The 17917-nt window shown below is 64.5% G+C and carries 12 protein-coding genes; 4 read left to right on the top strand and 8 right to left on the bottom strand.

Annotated features, from left to right (window positions below; translation table 11 throughout):
• Positions 1-230 precede the first annotated feature (230 nt).
• Together A6A40_RS14395 and A6A40_RS14390 are read right to left on the bottom strand one after the other, a co-directional pair.
• Positions 231-1898: a sensor domain-containing diguanylate cyclase gene (locus A6A40_RS14395; protein WP_063635983.1), complete on the bottom strand. Its 1668-nt coding sequence runs from the start codon at positions 1896-1898 to the stop codon at positions 231-233.
• Positions 1899-2277: 379 nt separating this feature from the next.
• Positions 2278-3798, bottom strand: a complete 1521-nt coding sequence (locus A6A40_RS14390) for a ribonuclease J (protein WP_236783685.1) — start codon at positions 3796-3798, stop codon at positions 2278-2280.
• A 484-nt stretch (positions 3799-4282) separates the two neighbouring features.
• On the opposite strand from A6A40_RS14390, the gene A6A40_RS14385 reads away from it, so the two are divergent.
• Together A6A40_RS14385 and A6A40_RS14380 are read left to right on the top strand one after the other, a co-directional pair.
• Positions 4283-6001, top strand: coding sequence for a GTPase domain-containing protein (locus A6A40_RS14385; RefSeq protein WP_082860839.1), 1719 nt, complete (start codon positions 4283-4285; stop codon positions 5999-6001).
• A gap of 73 nt (positions 6002-6074) precedes the next feature.
• Positions 6075-7739 carry a LeoA/HP0731 family dynamin-like GTPase gene (locus tag A6A40_RS14380; protein ID WP_063635980.1) on the top strand — a complete coding sequence of 555 codons (1665 nt, stop codon included), beginning with the start codon at positions 6075-6077 and terminating at the stop codon, positions 7737-7739.
• 129 nt (positions 7740-7868) lie between these two features.
• Here the strand turns inward: A6A40_RS14380 and A6A40_RS14375 are convergent, their stop codons facing one another.
• The 6 genes from A6A40_RS14375 to A6A40_RS14350 all read right to left on the bottom strand — a co-directional run bounded on the left by A6A40_RS14375 (position 7869) and on the right by A6A40_RS14350 (position 15860).
• Positions 7869-9695, bottom strand: coding sequence for an IlvD/Edd family dehydratase (locus tag A6A40_RS14375; RefSeq protein WP_063635979.1), 1827 nt, complete (start codon positions 9693-9695; stop codon positions 7869-7871).
• A 75-nt stretch (positions 9696-9770) separates the two neighbouring features.
• Complete coding sequence (locus A6A40_RS14370) at positions 9771-10721, bottom strand: Gfo/Idh/MocA family protein (RefSeq protein ID WP_063635978.1); 951 nt, start codon at positions 10719-10721, stop codon at positions 9771-9773.
• Between the two features lie 48 nt (positions 10722-10769).
• The gene (gene mmsB / locus A6A40_RS14365; protein ID WP_063635977.1) at positions 10770-11969 is read right to left on the bottom strand and encodes a multiple monosaccharide ABC transporter permease; all 1200 of its coding nucleotides are present in this window, start codon (positions 11967-11969) and stop codon (positions 10770-10772) included.
• Positions 11966-13540, bottom strand: coding sequence for a multiple monosaccharide ABC transporter ATP-binding protein (mmsA, locus tag A6A40_RS14360; RefSeq protein ID WP_063635976.1), 1575 nt, complete (start codon positions 13538-13540; stop codon positions 11966-11968). Before mmsA ends, mmsB begins: the two co-directional genes overlap by 4 nt.
• 84 nt (positions 13541-13624) lie before the next feature.
• Positions 13625-14728 carry a multiple monosaccharide ABC transporter substrate-binding protein gene (gene chvE / locus A6A40_RS14355; RefSeq protein ID WP_063635975.1) on the bottom strand — a complete coding sequence of 368 codons (1104 nt, stop codon included), beginning with the start codon at positions 14726-14728 and terminating at the stop codon, positions 13625-13627.
• Between the two features lie 118 nt (positions 14729-14846).
• Complete coding sequence (locus A6A40_RS14350; RefSeq protein WP_063635974.1) at positions 14847-15860, bottom strand: LysR family transcriptional regulator; 1014 nt, start codon at positions 15858-15860, stop codon at positions 14847-14849.
• Positions 15861-16059: 199 nt separating this feature from the next.
• Here A6A40_RS14350 and A6A40_RS14345 point away from each other — a divergent pair, with 199 nt between their 5' ends.
• Positions 16060-16941, top strand: coding sequence for an SMP-30/gluconolactonase/LRE family protein (locus A6A40_RS14345; protein WP_063635973.1), 882 nt, complete (start codon positions 16060-16062; stop codon positions 16939-16941).
• 17 nt (positions 16942-16958) lie between these two features.
• Entirely contained in the window at positions 16959-17903 is a 945-nt protein-coding gene (locus A6A40_RS14340; RefSeq protein ID WP_236783684.1) for a dihydrodipicolinate synthase family protein, read from the top strand.
• Positions 17904-17917 lie beyond the last annotated feature (14 nt).

Raw genomic sequence — 17917 nt, 5'->3', positions numbered from 1 at the left:
ATCCCTGTGGGTCCGGCGTTTTTCATGCGGCAGGGTGGAACATCATGGAACAGGTCCGCCCCTTCCGTTCAATTTGCCCACCGCAATCGGATCGTGGGACGTCCCACGATGGAAAGGATCTGTTTGCGGGCGCTTATTGGAGAGTTAAATCGCAAAGGCCGTGATCGGTCATGTCGCCGCCGGGAGATGAACCAGGGCTGCCGCTTCGGCGTCCGGCGAATGTCAGCCTATCATGCCTGCTCGACGCGGTTCCGGCCGGCATCCTTGGCCCGGTACAGCGCGGCATCGACACGCTGGAGCAGGCCGTAGGTGTCTTCGCCAGCCAGGCACTGTCCGGCGCCGATGCTGACGGTGATGGAGCTTCCGCACTCCATCTGCTGCGACGCGACGGCGTGCCGGAGATTTTCGAGAACCTGCCGGGCGGTTGCCAGTTCGGTTTCCGGCAGCAGCAGGGCGAACTCCTCGCCGCCCCAGCGGGCGAGCGCATCGGAGCGGCGCAGCCGGGCGGAAAGGGTGCCGGCGACCAGACGGAGGGCATCGTCGCCCGCCTGATGCCCGTGCGTGTCGTTGAAACGCTTGAAGTGGTCGATGTCGATCAGCGCGAGGACATAGGGTCGGCCGTAGCGTTCCGCCCTGGCTTCGGCTTCGGCAAGCGCCTGCTGGAAGCGGCGGCGGTTCCAGGCCCCTGTCAGTGGATCGTGCATCGCCGCCCGCTGCAGTTCGGCCTCCAGGATCTTACGCTCGGTGATGTCCAGCAGAACGCCGTTGAAGACCATGGTGCCGTCGGCGCGACGCCGCGGCTGGGCGCGTCCCAGCAGCCAGCGCCGGGACTCGGCGGGACCGATCTCCAATTCTCCTTCCCAGACCTTGCCGTCCCGTCCTGCCCGCCGCAGGCTGCGGCGGATCCTGGCCCAGCCCTTCAGGCTCATCAGCGGGATCAGGATGCTTGGGGCGGTGAGTTCGGAGTCGGGAGCCAAGCCCAACAGCTCCGTGGCGGCGGAGCTGAAATAGCAGGCGCGCAGGGCGCCTCCCTGATGAAGCTCGGCCTGGAAGATCGCGCCCGGCAGGGCGTTGGCCAGATCGCTGGCTTGGGCCTCGCGCTCGCGTTCCACCGTCAGGTCGGAGAAGCTCATCACCACGCCGACGATGCCGCTGTGGTTGCGGATCGGGCTGGCGGTCAGGCGGACCGGGAATGCTGTGCCGTCGCCGCGGAGGAATGTGGCATCGATGTCCCGCGCCGGCTCCCCGGTTTCGGCCACCTGGAAGATGGGGTGGAGAACCGCCGCCGCTCCCTCCGTCCCGGCTGTGCGGCTGTCCGGGGGCAGGGCGGTGGAGGTCGGGTCGGTTGGGGCCGGACCGGTGTGGGACAGGAAACACCCGATATGCCCGCGGGTCATCTCGCTTTCATGGCGGAAGCCGAAGGCGCGGACGGCAACCGGATTGACGAAGGTGAAGTTTCCGGCGCGGTCGATGCCACAGACACCGACCTGCACATTTTCCAGCAGCAGGCGGTTGAATTGCTCGGCCTCGATCACGGCGGTCAGGTCGTGGACGATGCACAGCAGCAGCTTCCGTCCGGCCAGCACAATGGGGCCGGCATAGACCTGTACGTCGCGCACGGATCCGTCGGCGAGCCGATGGTGAAAGCGCTGCGGGTAATGGCCACCCTCCCAGGATGCGATCTCCCGCATCGCCGGCAGGATCGACCGCCCGAGCGCATTGATGTCCCAGACATGGAGGCTGCGCAGCGTCTCGCGGCTGTGGCCGTAGAAGGCCGCAGCCTTGGGGTTGGCATCGACGATGGCCCCATCCCTGTCGGGGTCGATCAGCAGGATGGGGGCTGCATTGTTCGCGAACAGTGTGTCGAGAATACCGCTGTCCACCAAGTCCGGTGCCATGGTCCGGACAGGATCGCCGGGCTTTTGGCCGTGAGCATCGCGATCACCATGCGGCGCCATCCCAGGCCCTTTCGCTGTCGTGTGGCCGGAGTCTATCCAGATACCGACCGCAACATTCTCAGGTACTCAGATTTGTAGAAAGAGAAATCTAAAGAATGTGTTGTCACCGGCTGCCGGCCCGAAGAATCAGGCCTCTGCCGCATTGCGGATGAGCCGGCGCTTCGTTCGAGAAGGGCTGGTCCGGGAATCGCCCGCCTTGACCGCACCATCCCTTTCCCTTCCCCTTCCTTGAAGGATCAGGAGGAAGGCCGGCAGGACAGCGAAAGAGGACGCAGGCATCGGTCCGCGCCTCTTTCACGTCCTTTCCTGAAATCGATCCTCAGGCCGCGACGCGCTCTTCCTTGGCGTCCACCGTTACTGGCGGCACCCAGGGAATGAGATCCCGGCCGGTATTGGCGAGCCGCCTGGGCTCGATGCGGCCGATCACGCGGGTGCCTTCCTTGGCGATGCGCAGGATGTCGCCATCCTCCGGAACCAGGGCACGCTCGACGCCGCAGGCGCGGGCGAGGCGGGCGTGGGCTTCCATATGTTCGATGGTGCCGTGGACCGGAACCGCAAAGCGCGGGCGGACCAGCCCGTACATGCGGGCGAGGTCGTCGCGCTTGGGGTGGCCGGAGACATGGACCGGCGCATCGGCCGGGGTGACGATCTCGACGCCCATGCCGCGCAGATGCTCGTGGATTTCGGCCAGAGCCTCCTCGTTGCCGGGGATGGTGCGGGCGGAGAAGATGACGGTGTCGCCCTCTTCCAGCCACAGGTCGCGGTGCTCGTTGCGGGCCAGACGGCTGAGTGCGGCCCGCTCCTCGCCCTGGCTGCCGGTGCACAGGAACACGAGGTTGTCGCGCGGGGTCCAGGACGCCTCGCGGACATCCATGAAGTCCGGCACATGGTCGAGATAGCCGCAGGCCTGCGCCGCCTTTTCCATGCGCAGCATGGAGCGGCCGACCAGCACCACCTTGCGCCCGACCGCCGCCGCCGCTTCCGCCACCGCGGTCATGCGGGCGACGTTGGAGGCGAAGCCAGTCACCGCGATGGCGCCCGAGCGGTTGGCGAACGCGCCGATCAGGCCGGCGCGGGCGTCGGCCTCCGACCCGGTCGAGCCGGGCACGTCGGCGTTGGTGCTGTCGCACATCATGGCGAGCAGCCCCTCGTCGCCCAAGCGCTTCAGCGCGGCGACATCGGTGGTCCGGCCGATCAGCGGATCGGGATCGAACTTCCAGTCGCCGGTGTGCAGCACCGTGCCGGCCGCCGTGCGGATCGCCAGCGACATCGGTTCGGGGATCGAATGGGTGACGGCGATGGTCTCGATCCGGAAGGGACCGATGGTCAGCGTGTCGCCGATCTCGAAGGTCTGCACCTTGGCGGCGCGGTGGGCGCCCTTTTCCTTCAGCCGGTCGCGGATGATGTGCGAGGCGAAGGGGCTGGCATAGATCGGGCAGCGCAGGCGCGGCCACAGATGGTGGATCGCGCCGATATGGTCCTCGTGCGCGTGGGTCACCACCAGGCCGACGACGTCCTGCATCCTCTCTTCGATGAAGGCCGGATCGGCCATCAGGCTGTCGATCCCCGGCATCTCGTCGCCGACGAAGGCGACGCCGGCATCGACGATCAGCCATTTGCCGGCATGACCATAGAGCGCCATGTTCATGCCGATGCGGGAACAGCCGCCCAGCGGAAGGAACAGGATCTCGTCCTTGCCCGGAACTGGGCCGGTGGGGCCGCCGCCATGGACCGGAATGGTCGCCGGGCGGGAGCCGTCGAAGTCATCTCGCGGACGCGGGTTGCGGTTGCGTGCGCGGTTGTTCGGCGCCATCCGGCGCCGCTTTGAATCAAACGTCATGCCTCTGTCGTACGTCTCACTTAGGCCGGCATTCGACGCTGCCGGACAGGCGTGCATCGCTCGTCGATGCGGATCTCGGGGGCGGGAGGAAACCCTGCCGGAGGCGCCTGTACGGCGGCCGTCGGACGGCTGGGATCGAATGTTTGGTATGCGCTTATGTGGGCAAAGGGAGACGCACGTCAAGGGCGCGCGTAAAAAGTCACACGAAATGGTGGGGCATTGCTGGGATGCGTGGAGGCATTGAGGAAACAACCTCCTGTTTATCATTTCCGCGGCTTTGGCGGGACATCGGCGAACAGGGTTGCTTTGAAAGGCAATTTCAAGGCGCCATGGAGGCTTTGGCATCAGTCGCCTGGGCGGCCAAGCAATCCCGAATTAAATGTAGGGAATAGGGAAACGCCATCTTCAATCGCAAAGACCCTTGAAGGCGGATTAAAAAAAATATAATCTTTCCAAAAATTCATTTTTACCGAGTGGTGAATAGGTGTTTTGGCTCAATATTAAAAATAATAAGCGCGATAATCAACTATTGGAGGATCCTTCATATTCAGCCGCTGTAATCATCGGAGAGGCCAAAGGTCCGCTCAAGCGTGAAATTGCGGAGATATGGAGGCATCTGGACTGGAGCCATCCCAGCGTTGCATTTTATGGCGAAACCAACGCTGGCAAATCGACTTTGATTGAAGCGCTGCGGCTCTTGTTTCGCTCTCATGGAGATAGGCCAGGCGAATCCATCGGGGACGGTCGGCCTGACTATACGCGCGATACCGCCAGTCACCCATGTTCCTGTGACGATGCCCGCTTCAACCTGCTTGATGTGCCGGGGATCGAGGGCAACGAGGCAAAAGTTGCGGCTGAAATCGAAAGCGCTCTTCACCGGGCCCATATCGTTTTCTACGTGACGGCGGATGCCCGGCCGCCACAGAGCAGCGGTGGCGACAAAGGGCGAACGGGAACATTGGAAAAAATCAAGCGGCATCTTAAGCCGCAGGCCAAGGTCTGGGCAGTTTATAACAAGAAAATTACCAATCCCCGTCAGATTAGCAATCCGATTGTGAGCGAGGATGAGACGCAAAGCCTTGCGATTGGGGAAAATTCGCTCGACGGGAAAATGCGTGAGGTTTTGGGTAACCACTACCAAGGTCATGTTGTTTTGAGTGCTTTGCCCGGTTTTCTCGCGCTTGCCGATGAACTGCCATACGACAGCCGCTTCGCGCCTCAGCGGGAGAAGTTTCTCAACAGGGTGAACGCAGAGGAGATGTTGGCATTCAGCGGGATTGCGGAATTCGGAGCATTGCTGAAGCGGGAAGTCCCAACCCAGGATCAGATTGCGCAGGCCAATATCAGGAAACTCCATCCTCCAATTGCGAAGGCTATTAATCATCTTGAGCAAGAGGCAGAGACGCAATTCGGCAGACCTGCCGACGAGCTGAGAAAGCAGCTCAAGAAATTGGGCCCTGAGCTTGGATTGATCGCCGACGATGCGTCGAAAGCCGTGAGCCGCCTGATCGATGAAGTGACGAACATTTGCATCAAGAATATGCGCAAGAAGATGTTGGAGGAAATTGACAAAGGTTTGAGCGATGATAGTGCGCTGAAGAAAAAAATTGAAGAGATATTAGCAGAAGAACAAGTCGGTTTAGCCAAGACAATCAACAGCAAAGTGCGTGCCGCCGCAGAAAATGCATATAAGTCGTGCAAGGAAGCGCTTCGGCTTGTTGAGAAATATCTCAAAGATGTTAACGCATTTAACAGTAAGATTTTTTCCCTGTCTTTCTCGCATGCCGTAGAGGTCAATACCAGCAGCGGCATAGACTGGATCGGGCTGACAACAGCGGCGGCGGCGGCAACCCTGCTGACCGGCGGAGTGGCTGCCATCATTGCGGGATTTGGTATATTGCTGGGTGCGATCCGCAGCATCTGGAATTTTTTCGACAGTGATTATCATAAGAGCCAACAGAAACAGGAATTGAACAAGAACCTCGATGAGATAAAACCGAAACTGCGTGAGAATGTGAAACAGGCTTTGCAGAAGGTCGAAACCGATCTCCGGACGCACATTCTTGGCGTAATCGACCCTTTGCAGTCTGTGGAAAGGAATTTCGAGGCAGCAGCCAATTCCGTAAGAGCCGCTGCCGGCGATTTGAAGTCTCTTGCCCAAAATCCCTCTAGGATTTGCCAATATGCCGAATCCGCTTCCTGATTAGGCTAAAAAATCACAAGTTCCTGCGGTCTTCAATTAGCCCAACCCATATCATATGTCAGGGTTCCCGAGAATGGCTTCCAACCATATGCCCGATGTGAAGGATATTCTTACTTTTCTCGATGCCGGCGAGAAGCTCGGCGTCGCGCTTCCACCGCATCTGAGAGAGAAGCTCGACGCGCTCAGCGGCGCGGGTGCTGGAAAGCTGAAGGTTGCGCTGGTTGGCGGTTTCTCGGAAGGCAAGACGTCGCTTGCCGCCGCTTGGCTGGGCATGGTGCCCGGCGACATGAAGATCAGCCAGAGCGAATCGTCGAATGCCGTTACGGTCTATGATGCGAACGACGAGGTGGAACTGATCGACACGCCGGGCCTGTTCGGCTTCAAGGAAAAAAATATCGGCGATGGCGTGGCGGAAAAATACAAGGAGTTGAGCAGGAAATATGTGAGCGAGGCCAATCTCGTTCTGTACGTCCTTAACCCGTCCAATCCTCTGAAGGAAAGCCATCGCGACGAGTTGAACTGGCTTTTCCGTGAACTCGGACTGCTTTCGCGAACCGTTTTCGTTATTGGCCGCTTCGATATGGTTGCCGATGTCGAGGACGATGCCGACTATGTACGCAATCTGGAAATCAAGAAATTGAACATCAAATCCCGCTTGCGGGATCTGATTGAATTGACCCCTGAAGAGGAGGGCAGCCTGTCTATCGTCGGCGTCGCGGCCAACCCATTCGATGAAGGCGTGGAAAGCTGGCTCAACCGTCCCGACGAATATGCGCGGCTCTCGCATATCGAGGATCTGCGCCTTGCCACGGCGGAGAAGGTCGACGCCATAGGTGGAGCGGAGGAGGCGAAACGCCAGACCTGCGCCGCGATCCTGCGGGACGTGACCGATCGAATGCTGCTTCCGGCGCGGCGGGCGGCGGAAGAGGCCGAGCAGGAGGCCGCCATCGCCGACGGAAGGGCGAAGGAGGAGGAACCGCGACTTGCCCGTTATCGGCGGGAGGCCGGTGAGGCGCAGATGGCACTCCGTCGAGAGGTGGTCGACCTGTTCGGCGATCTCATCGTCGAGGCGAACAACACCGGGATGGACGAATTTGCGGATTTCTTCAACCGCAAGATAGGGCCGGATGGCGTCGTGGTGACCGCGGAAATCAAAAACGCTTTTACGCGGGAGTTGGGACCGATCAGTCAGCAGATCGTCAGCATGAGCGCAAACTTCGTCTCCAGCGACCAGGGCGAAGCGGCATTGATGAACACGCTCGGCAAGGTGGCCGACAAGGTCAAGGGCAACGTCAAGATCGACAACACGATGATCCTGAAGGCCCGTGATTGGGTAATGCCCTCGCTCAAATTCAAACCCTATGGTGCGATCAAGGCGGCGCGTTTCGCTAACAATGCCTTGGCGGGAATTGGCGTCGCGTTGGAAATCTGGTCGATGTTGCGGGACTGGCAGAAGAAAGCGAAGTTCGAAGAGGATCGCCAAGCTATCGTAAAGGATTTGCAGGATCAGCGTACCGCCATTCTCGAGCATATCGACGCGCCCGATTTCATGGTCACCTATTTTCCTCAACTTCAGGCGATGGAAGCCCTGTTCAAGCAATTGCGCGAGGCATTCGACGGGGCAGTTGCGCGTAATAGAGCCATGCATGAGTGGGCGGAGAAGGCTGAGACTCTGCGACTCCGATTTGGCGGTGGACCATCGCGTCAGGCAGATGCGGGGGTCGTCATCGATCTGTAATCGCCTTCTCGACCCTCTGCCGCGGACATGAGGAACGGCGTCGGTTCCGGCTTTGGCTCTGTGTTTGAAAAGGGGTGCCGCCCTCCGGCACTGCAGTAGGGCGGCACTTCGCCCGAAAGCTCCCAGCCGTCAGTGATTGTCGCGCGGGATCCCCATCGTCTGGGCGACGCGCTGGTACTTGACCGCCGGCTTCAGCACCATGCCCTCATCCAGCTGGTCGACGATGCCGCGCTGGATCTCCTGCCAGGGGGTCTGCGACGGCGGGGCGGGGTAGCCGCCGGCCGCCTCCAGCGCGGCCTTGCGGTCGGCAAGCTCCGCTTCGGAGAGCAGGATGTCGGCGCTGCCGCGGCGCAGGTCGATGCGCACGCGGTCGCCGCTGCGCAGAAGGCCGAGGTTGCCGCCGGCCGCCGCCTCCGGCGAGGCGTTGAGGATGGAGGGGGAGCCCGAGGTGCCGGACTGCCGCCCGTCGCCGATGCAGGGCAGGGAATGGATGCCTCGGCGGATCAGGTCGGCGGGGGGACGCATGTTCACCACCTCCGCAGCACCCGGATAGCCGATGGGGCCGGCGCCGCGGATGACCAGGATGGTGTAGGCGTCGATGCCCAGCGACGGGTCGTCGATGCGGTGGTGGTAGTCCTCCGGCCCATCGAAGACGACGACCTTGCCCTCGAACGCCTCCGGATCGTTGGGGTTGGACAGGTAGCGTTCGCGGAACTCGTCGGAAATCACGCTGGTCTTCATGATGGCGGCGTTGAACAGGGTGCCGCGCAGCACGACGAAGCCGGCGTTGATCTTCAGCGGGTCGTCGATGGGATGGATGACGCGGGTATCGAGGATCTCGGTGTCGCGGCAGTTCTCGCCGATGGTGCGGCCGTTGACGTTGGGCGCGTCCTCGCGGATCAGGCCCTGGCGCATCAGCTGCGACACCACGGCCGGCACGCCGCCGGCGCGGTGGAAATCCTCGCCCAGATACTCGCCGGCCGGCTGCAGGTTGACCAGAAGCGGGACGCCCAGGCCGTGGGTCTGCCAGTCGTCGACGGTCAGCGGCACGCCGATGTGCTTGGCGATGGCGTTGATGTGGATCGGCGCGTTGGTCGAACCGCCGATGGCGGAGTTGACGACGATGGCATTCAGGAAGGCGTCGCGGGTCAGGATGTCGGACGGCTTGATGTCCTGGCGCACCATCTCGACGATGCGCTTGCCGGTCTCGTAGGCAGCCTGCTGGCGCTCGCGGTAGGGGGCCGGGATCGCGGCGGAACCGGGCAGCTGCATGCCCAGCACCTCCGCCAGCGAATTCATGGTCGATGCGGTGCCCATGGTGTTGCAGTATCCGGTCGAGGGCGCCGAGGAGGCCACCAGCTCGATGAAGCCCTGATAGTCGATCTCGCCGGCCGCCATCATCTGGCGGGCCTTCCACACGATGGTGCCCGAGCCGGTGCGCTCGCCGCGGAACCAGCCGTTCAGCATCGGGCCGACCGAGAGCGCGATGGCCGGGATGTTGACGGTCGCCGCCGCCATGAGGCAGGCCGGCGTGGTCTTGTCGCAGCCGATGGTCAGCACCACGCCGTCGAGCGGATAGCCGTGCAGAACCTCGACGAGGCCGAGATAGGCGAGATTGCGGTCGATGGAGGCGGTCGGCCGCTTGCCGGTCTCCTGGATCGGGTGGACGGGGAACTCGATGGCGATGCCGCCGGCGGTGCGGATGCCCTCGCGCAGCCGTTCGGCCAGCACCAGATGATGGCGGTTGCAGGGGCTTAGGTCGGATCCGGTCTGGGCAATGCCGATGATGGGCGCGCCGGACTGCAGCTCCTCCCGCGTCAGGCCGAAATTCAGGTAGCGCTCCAGATACAGCGCGGTCATGTCGGGGTTTGCAGGATTGTCGAACCACGCGCGCGAGCGCAGCCGCCGCTCTGAACCGTCGGCGCTGGGGGGGAAGGGGGGCTTCGTCTCGGTCATATCGACACCGGTTTCAGGTTGGGGCGCGGGCCGGATCGGCGGCGCCGGAGTTGGGGGTGTGTCGCTGCGGCGGCGTTACCAGTCGAAGGAGTCGGTGCGGTGCCAGCGGCCGACCATGCAGGCGTCGGCGACCAGCGACAGCGGGCGGCCATCCACGTCGCTCGCCCCGTCCGTCACCAGCCGGTGGAAGTGGCGGTAGATGCGCTGGTACTCGGTGTCGGGCTCGGCCAGCACCGGCACGCCGTCCACCAGCAGGCGGGTGCCGCCATGGGTGAGGTCGAGGCGCCCGGCCGCCGTCTCGATGACGATGGACCAGGTCTGCTCGCCCTGCTGGAGGAAATCGAAGTCGGCGGTGATGCGGCCGATGCGGGAGCCGGGGGCGGCCCCCATCTCCAGCGTCGCGGCGATGGGGGTGTCGCGGTTGGCCGGCACATGCAGGTCGGCGGCGCGGACGAAGACCGGGGCCGGCAGGATGTCGGTCAGGATCGACAGGGCGTTGATGCCGGGATCGAAGACGCCGAAGCCTCCCGCCGCGAAGATCCAGTCCTGGCCCGGATGCCAGCGCCGCACATCCTCCTTCCAGGTGATGGCGACGCTGCGGATGGTCGCGTCGGCCAAGCGGCGCCTGGTCTCCTCCACCGCCGGGTTGAACTGCGAATGCCAGGCGGTGAACAGCGTGCAGCGGGCGGACTCCGCCTCCGCCGCCAGATCGTGAAGCTCCGACAGGGTGGCGGCGGGCGGCTTCTCGATCAGCACATGGCAGCCGGCGCGCAACGCCTCCACCGTCAGGCCGTGGCGGACGGCGGGCGGGGTGCAGAGCGCCACGGCATCCAGGCCGGGCAGGGCCGCCAGCATCTCCGCCTGGGAGCGGAAGCTCGGCACGCCGCCCATTATACCATCTGCAGTGGCGCAGTCCGGGCTGACCACGGCGGCCAGTTCGAACAGGCCGGTGGCGGCGATTGCCGGGATGTGCTGGTCGCGGGCGATCTTTCCCAGACCGACGAGGCCGAGGGTGGGGAGCGTCATGGCTGTATGTCCGGTCGGGGACAGGGCGGCGGCGGTGCTGGACCGCCGTCAGGCCTTGCCCTTGTTGTAGACGTCGAAGCAGACGGCGGCGAGCAGCACCAGACCCTTGATCACCTGCTGCCAGTCGATGCCGATGCCGAGGATCGACATGCCGTTGTTCATCACGCCCATGATGAAGGCGCCGATCACCGCACCCGTCACCCGCCCGACGCCGCCGGAGGCGGAGGCGCCGCCGATGAAGCAGGCCGCGATCACGTCCAGTTCGAACGAGACGCCGGCCTTCGGCGTCGCGGTGTTGAGGCGGGCGGCGAAGATCAGGCCGGCCAGCGCCGCCAGCACGCCCATGTTGACGAAGGTGTAGAAGGACAGGCGGCGGGTGTCGATGCCCGACAGCTTGGCGGCCTTCTCGTTGCCGCCCAGCGCATAGATGCGCCGGCCGATGGTGGTGTCGCGGGTGACGAAGGCGTAGAGGCCGATCAGCAGCGCCATGATGATCAGGACGTTCGGCAGCCCTTTGTAGGAGGCGAGCAGCATGCCGATATAGGCGACCACCGCGAACAGACCGGCGCTCTTCAGCAGGAACAGCGGCAGCGGCTCCTGTTCGATGGCGAAGCGGTGGCGGCGGATGCGGGCGGCGACGCTGAGGCCGATGATGACCGCCGGCGTCACCAGGCACAGCAGGAAGGTGGTGGTGTGGAAGCCGGCCGTGCCGAAGACGTCCGGGATGAAGCCGGAGCTGAGGCGCTGAAACTCCACCGGGAAGGGGCCGACCGACTGGCCGGCCAGCAGCGCGAGGCTGAGGCCGCGGAACACCAGCATGCCCGCCAGCGTCACGATGAAGGACGGGATGCGGAAATAGGCGACCCAGTACCCCTGCGCCGCGCCGATGGCCGCACCGGCCAGCAGGCAGAGGATGGCGGTCGGGATGAAATGCAGGTGGAACTGCACCATCAGGATGGCCGCGAGCGCGCCGATGAAGCCGACGATGGAGCCCACCGACAGATCGATGTGCCCGGCGACGATCACCAGCAGCATGCCCAGCGCCATGATGACGATGTAGCTGTTCTGCAGGACGAGGTTGGTCAGGTTCAACGGCTGCAGCAGCGTGCCGTTGGTCATGTATTGGAAGAAGGCCACGATCGCCAGCAGCGAGATCAGCATGCCGTAATCGCGCATGTGGCTCTTCAGGAACTTGGCCATGGAGGCCTGGCGCGGCGCGGCGGCGGGCAGATTCAATTCGGCGCTCATTGCAGGGACTCCCGGGCAACCATGGTCTGAGTGACCGCCGGAGGCTTCGCGGTCGACGACATGATGGCGTGCATGATCTTTTCCTGGCTGGCCTCGGCCGCCGGCATCTCGGCGACCAGAGCGCCCTCGTTCATCACGTAGATGCGGTCGGCGACGCCCAGCAGCTCCGGCAGTTCCGAGGAGATCAGGATGACGCCGCGGCCTTCGGCCACCAGCTGGTTGACGATGGTGTAGATTTCATATTTGGCGCCGACATCGATGCCGCGGGTCGGCTCGTCCAGGATCAGCACCTGCGGGTCGGCGAACAGCCATTTGCTCAGCACGACCTTCTGCTGGTTGCCGCCGGAGAGATTGACCGTCTGCTGGAACACGTCGGAACAGCGGATGCGCAGGCGGCGGCGGAAGTCGTTGGCGACCTCGATCTCGCGCTCGTGGTGGATGACGCCGCGCTTGGCGACCCCGTCCAGGTTGGCCAGCGTCACGTTGTGGCGGATGTCGTTGTCCAGCACGAGGCCGTAATGCTTGCGGTCCTCCGTTGCATAGGCGAGGCCGGCGTCCATCGCCTTTCGGATGGTGGACAGATCGACCTCGCGCCCGCCGAGGAACGCCCGGCCGCGGATGTTGCGGCCATAGGACCGGCCGAACAGGCTCATGGCGAATTCGGTGCGGCCGGCGCCCATCAGGCCGGCGATGCCCACCACCTCGCCGCGGCGGACATGCAGGTCGACGTCCTTGACGACGCGGCGGCCGGCATGGATCGGGTGGTCGGCGCTCCAGCCCTTCACCTGGAAGAGGATGTCGCCGGGGTTGCTGGCGCGGCGCGGATAGCGGTCGGCAAGGTCGCGGCCGACCATGCCCTTGATGATGCGGTCCTGGCTGATCGGGCCGTCATGGCAATCCAGCGTCTCCACCGTGGTGCCGTCGCGCAGGATGGTGACGCGGTCGGCGACCTTGGCGATCTCGTTCAGCTTGTGCGAGATCAGGATGGAGGAGATGCCCTGGTCCTTGAAGCGCAGCAGCAGCTCCAGCAGCGCGTCGCTGTCGCTTTCGTTCAGGCTGGCGGTCGGTTCGTCCAGGATCAGCAGCTTGACCTGCTTGGACAGGGCCTTGGCGATCTCCACCAGCTGCTGCTTGCCGACGCCGATGTCGGTGATCAGGGTTTCCGGCGAATCCGTCAGCCCGACCATGCGCAGCAGGTCGCGCGCCCGCGCGGTGGCGGCGACCCAATCGATCCGGCCCCGTTTCGCCTGCTCGTTGCCGAGAAACAGGTTCTCGGTGATCGACAGCAGCGGAACCAGCGCCAGTTCCTGGTGGATGATGATGATGCCCAGCTTCTCGCTGTCGACGATGCCGCGGAAGGCGGCGGGTTGGCCGCAGAAGCGGATCTCGCCGTCATAGGTCCCATGCGGATAGACGCCGCTCAGCACCTTCATCAGCGTCGATTTGCCGGCGCCGTTCTCGCCGATCAGCGCGTGGATTTCCCCCTCGCGGACCGAGAGGTTGACGTTGTCGAGCGCCTTGACGCCCGGAAACGTCTTGGTGATGCCGCGCATCTCAAGAATGCTGTCCATGGATGACCCCCGATCGCCCGCCTGCATGGTCCGGCGGTGCGCTGGAGCGGAGTGCCGGAGGGCATCCGCGCCAGCGCCGCTCACTCACTTGATCTGCGATTCCTTGTAGTAGCCGCCGTCGACCAGGACCTGTTTCCAGTTCGTGGAGTCGACGCTGACCGGCTTCAGCAGATAGGAGGGGACGATCTTCTTGCCGTTGTCGTAGGTCTTGGTGTCGTTGACCTGCGGGGTGCGGCCGGCCAGCAGGTCGTCGACCATGCCCACCGTGACCTTCGCCAGTTCGCGGGTGTCCTTGAAGACGGTCGAGCGCTGCTCGCCCGCCAGGATCGACTTGACCGACTGCACCTCGGCGTCCTGGCCGGTGACGACCGGCATCGGCTGCGCCGCCGAGCCGTAGCCGACGCCCTTCAGCGACGAGATGATGCCGATGCTGAGACCGTCATAGGGCGACAGCACCGCGTCCACCCGCTTGTTGCCGTAGTAGGCGCTCAGCAGATTGTCCATGCGGGCCTGGGCGACGGCGCCGTCCCAGCGCAGGGTCGACACCTTGTCCATGCCGACCTGGCCGCTGCCGACCTTCAGCTTGCCGCTGTCGATGTAGGGCTGCAGCACCGACATGGCGCCATTGTAGAAGAAATAGGCGTTGTTGTCGTCGGGGGAGCCGCCGAACAGCTCGATGTTGAAGGGACCCTTGCCCTCCTTCAGGCCGAGAGCCTTCTCGATGTAGGCGGCCTGGAGCACGCCGACCTGGAAGTTGTCGAAGGTGGCGTAGTAATCGACGTTGGCGGATCCGCGGATCAGCCGGTCGTAGGCGATGACCTTCACGCCACGCTCCGTGGCCTTCTGCAGCACGTCGGTCAGCGTCGTCCCGTCGATGGCGGCGATCACCAGAACCTTGTCGTTCTTGGTGACCATGTTCTCGATCTGGGCCAGCTGGTTGGGGATGTCGTCCTCTGCATATTGCAGGTCGGTCTTGTATCCCTTTTCCTGGAAATACTTGACCATGTTATTGCCGTCGTCGATCCAGCGCGCCGACGACTTGGTCGGCATGGCGATGCCGATGGTCGGCTTGTCCTGCGCCATCGCCGGGGCGGCTGCGGAGCCGGCGGCGATCAGCAGGCCGACGGTGAGGCCGGCGAGTTTGCCGGCGAGGGTTGAACCGAAGGAAGAGCGCTTGGAAGACGACATGGACCGGAATCCTCCCCGTTTCTACGGCACGCGTTTCGCTGCCCCCGCGTTCGGTGTCGCGGACGGCATGGGACGCGATGGTTTGTGTCCCTAGCAATCCTCCGTTTTGCCATAACTGTCAAATATGATTATTCGGCAAACCGATATTCATTTCGATATCAGCAGCCGGTCCCGCGGCCTGACGCATCTTGCGTTCGGACGCCGCACGCACGGCCGACAGAACGGTGCGGGCTCCCGGCGACAGCGGGCGGTCCTTCAGCCAGAAGATGCCGTAGGGCTCCACGCTGAAGCGCTTGTGGAAGGGCATGATCGTGTAGCAGCCGCCGGGCGTGAACACCTGGGCGAGCGCGCGGGCGAAGACGGTGATCGACTCGGTTTCAGCCACCATCGCCATCGAGATCACCGGCGACGCGCTTTCGATCACCTTGTGCGGCAACCGGGCGCCCTCGGCGCGGAACAGCGCCTCAACCCGGTCGCGCAGCAGCGTGCCCACCGGTTGCAGGATCCAGGTGGCGTCCGACAGGTCGGCGGCGGCCAACGGGCGGCCGAGCTGCAGCAAAGGGTTGCCCGCACGGCAGATGAAGCACAGCTCCTCGCTGCTGATCTCCTGGTACTCGAAGGCGGTGGGGTCGAAATGGCCGGGCAGGCGGCCGATGGCGAAATCCATCACCCCCTGGTGCACCCGTTCGGCCAGCACGTCGCTGGTTTCCACCGCAACGGCGATCTTCAGGCCGGGATGCTCGCGGGTTAGGCTGTTGATGACCGGCACCACCAGTTCCACCGCCGGGGCCATCACCGTGCCGACGGACACGCGGCCGCTATGCCCGGCGAGCAGCGCATTCAGCTCCTCTCCCGTTTCCTGCAACTCGCTGAGGATCATCCGGGCGTGGCGGATCATGAGGCTGCCGTACCAGTTCGGCTCGATCCCGCGGCCATGGCGGTCGAACAGCTCGATCCCCAGCGTTTCCTCCAGGTCGCCCAGCAGCTTGGAGGCCGCCGGCTGCGACATGTTCAGGCTGGCGGCGGCGCGGTGCAGGTTGCGGTGTTCGTCGAGCGCCGCGAACAGCTGGAGATGGCGCAGTTTCAGCCGGGCCTTCTGGAACCAGTTGGGGGGGAAGCGTTGCGGGGTCACGGGTGGTTGCCTCCGGTCGGGCGCCGTCACCGGGCTATGGGATGCCGGGATACGACATTTGGTATCGCAAACGCCCATCTTCGTATTGGACGATTATCAAAAGGCCTCTTATCGTTCGGGTCGTCAACAAATTTTGAAATGGCTGCCGGCGCAAATCCTGAGATGGGCGCTCTTGTGTACGAGGGGGGAGTGAAGCGGCATGGCGCAGGAAGCGCGTTGCGTCTGGCAGGCCGGGGCGCTGCTGGGGGAGGGGCCGTTGTGGTCCCCGCGGCAGGATGCCGTCTTCTTCGTCGACATTCGTGGTTCCCGCATCCTGCGCCATGGTTTGTCCGATGGGGCACGGGCGGAGTGGGAGCTTGACGACGCCGCCTGCTGGCTGGTGGAAAGCGCCGACGGCAACGGCCTCATAGCCGGCCTGCGCTCCCGCCGCGTGGTCCGCCTGCTGCTGGAGCCGGGCCGGGCGGTGATCGACGGGGAGCTGGCGCGGATCGAGCCCGACCGACCGGGCAACCGGCTGAACGACGGCAAGGCCGACGCCTACGGCCGGCTGTGGGTCGGCAGCATGGACGATGCGGAGGAGGCGCCGGCCGGCAGCTTCTACCGCATCGACCCCGACGGCATCGTCACGATGGTTGACGGGGGCTACACGGTCGCCAACGGGCCGGCGCTGTCGCCGGACGGGCGGACGATCTATCACACCGACAGCGCGGCGCGGACCGTCCATGCCTTCGACATCGGCGCCGACGGCAGCTTGTCCGGCAAGCGCGTCCACATCCGCTTCAGCGAGGCCGACGGCTATCCCGACGGCATGACCTGCGATGTCGAGGGGGGCCTGTGGGTCGCCCATTGGGATGGCGGCCGCGTCAGCCGTTTCCGCCCCGACGGCAGGCTGGACCATGCCATCGCTCTGCCGGTCTCCCGCGTCACCTCCTGCGTCTTCGCCGGTCTGGCCCTCGACCGGCTGTTCGTCACCACCGCGGCGCACGGCCGGCCCGAGGAGCCGCTGGCCGGGGCGCTGTTCGAGTGCGACCCCGGCGTCCGCGGCCTGCCGCCAGGACAGTTCGGCCGGCTGCCGCGCTGAGCCCCGATCCGATTTCGATGAAGGACCCCATTGCCATGCCGACCAGCGCCCGCCCGTATCGCGGAGTCTTCCCCGTCGTCCCCACCATCTTCACCGAAACGGGGGAGCTGGACCTCGACGGCCAGAAGCGCTGCGTCGACTTCATGATCGACGCCGGCTCCACCGGCCTGTGCATTCTCGCCAACTTCTCCGAGCAGTTCGTGCTGACCGACGACGAGCGCTCGGTGCTGATGGAGACGATGCTGGCCCATGTCGCCGGCCGGGTGCCGGTGATCGTCACCACCACGCATTTCAGCACCCGCGCCTGCGCCGACCGCAGCCGCCGCGCCCAGGAACTGGGGGCCGCGATGGTGATGGTGATGCCGCCCTACCACGGCGCCACCATCCGAGTGCCGGAGGCGGGCATCGTCGAATTCTTCCAGCGGGTGTCGGACGCCATCGATATCCCGATCATGATCCAGGACGCACCCGTGAGCGGCACCCCGCTGCCGGCCCCGTTGCTGGCGCGGATGGCGCGGGAGATCGCGCAGGTGTCCTACTTCAAGATCGAGGTGCCGCAGGCGGCGGCGAAGCTGCGCACGCTGATCGACCTGGGCGGCGACGCCATCGAAGGACCGTGGGACGGCGAGGAGGCGATCACGCTGCTGGCCGACCTCGACGCCGGGGCGACGGGGGCGATGACCGGCGGCGCCTATCCCGACGGCATCCGGCAGATCGTCGATCCCTATCTGGCCGGCGACCGCGAGGCGGCGGTGGCGGCCTATGGGCGCTGGCTGCCGCTGATCAACCATGAGAACCGCCAGTGCGGCATCGCCACCGCGAAGATCCTGATGAAGGAGGGCGGAATCATCGCGTCCGACGCGATGCGTCATCCGACGGCCAACCCGCATCCGATGAGCCGCGACGGGTTGCTGGACGCGGCACGGCGGCTCGATCCGCTGGTGCTGCGCTGGGGGCGGTGAGTTCTTGCAGCGGA

Origin of the sequence: Azospirillum humicireducens (assembly GCF_001639105.2) — a bacterium.
Taxonomy (GTDB): domain Bacteria; phylum Pseudomonadota; class Alphaproteobacteria; order Azospirillales; family Azospirillaceae; genus Azospirillum; species Azospirillum humicireducens.
Note: the sequence above shows the minus strand (reverse complement) of the source record. Positions and strands in the feature narration are given on the sequence as shown.

What these genes read in the sequence shown, in the direction of transcription:
- A6A40_RS14395 (WP_063635983.1), bottom strand. Translation starts at nt 1,898, where the DNA reads ATGGCACCGGACTTGGTGGACAGCGGTATTCTCGACACACTGTTCGCG.
- A6A40_RS14390 (WP_236783685.1), bottom strand. Translation starts at nt 3,798, where the DNA reads ATGACGTTTGATTCAAAGCGGCGCCGGATGGCGCCGAACAACCGCGCA.
- A6A40_RS14380 (WP_063635980.1), top strand. Translation starts at nt 6,075, where the DNA reads ATGGCTTCCAACCATATGCCCGATGTGAAGGATATTCTTACTTTTCTC.
- A6A40_RS14375 (WP_063635979.1), bottom strand. Translation starts at nt 9,695, where the DNA reads ATGACCGAGACGAAGCCCCCCTTCCCCCCCAGCGCCGACGGTTCAGAG.
- A6A40_RS14370 (WP_063635978.1), bottom strand. Translation starts at nt 10,721, where the DNA reads ATGACGCTCCCCACCCTCGGCCTCGTCGGTCTGGGAAAGATCGCCCGC.
- mmsB (WP_063635977.1), bottom strand. Translation starts at nt 11,969, where the DNA reads ATGAGCGCCGAATTGAATCTGCCCGCCGCCGCGCCGCGCCAGGCCTCC.
- mmsA (WP_063635976.1), bottom strand. Translation starts at nt 13,540, where the DNA reads ATGGACAGCATTCTTGAGATGCGCGGCATCACCAAGACGTTTCCGGGC.
- chvE (WP_063635975.1), bottom strand. Translation starts at nt 14,728, where the DNA reads ATGTCGTCTTCCAAGCGCTCTTCCTTCGGTTCAACCCTCGCCGGCAAA.
- A6A40_RS14345 (WP_063635973.1), top strand. Translation starts at nt 16,060, where the DNA reads ATGGCGCAGGAAGCGCGTTGCGTCTGGCAGGCCGGGGCGCTGCTGGGG.
- A6A40_RS14340 (WP_236783684.1), top strand. Translation starts at nt 16,959, where the DNA reads ATGAAGGACCCCATTGCCATGCCGACCAGCGCCCGCCCGTATCGCGGA.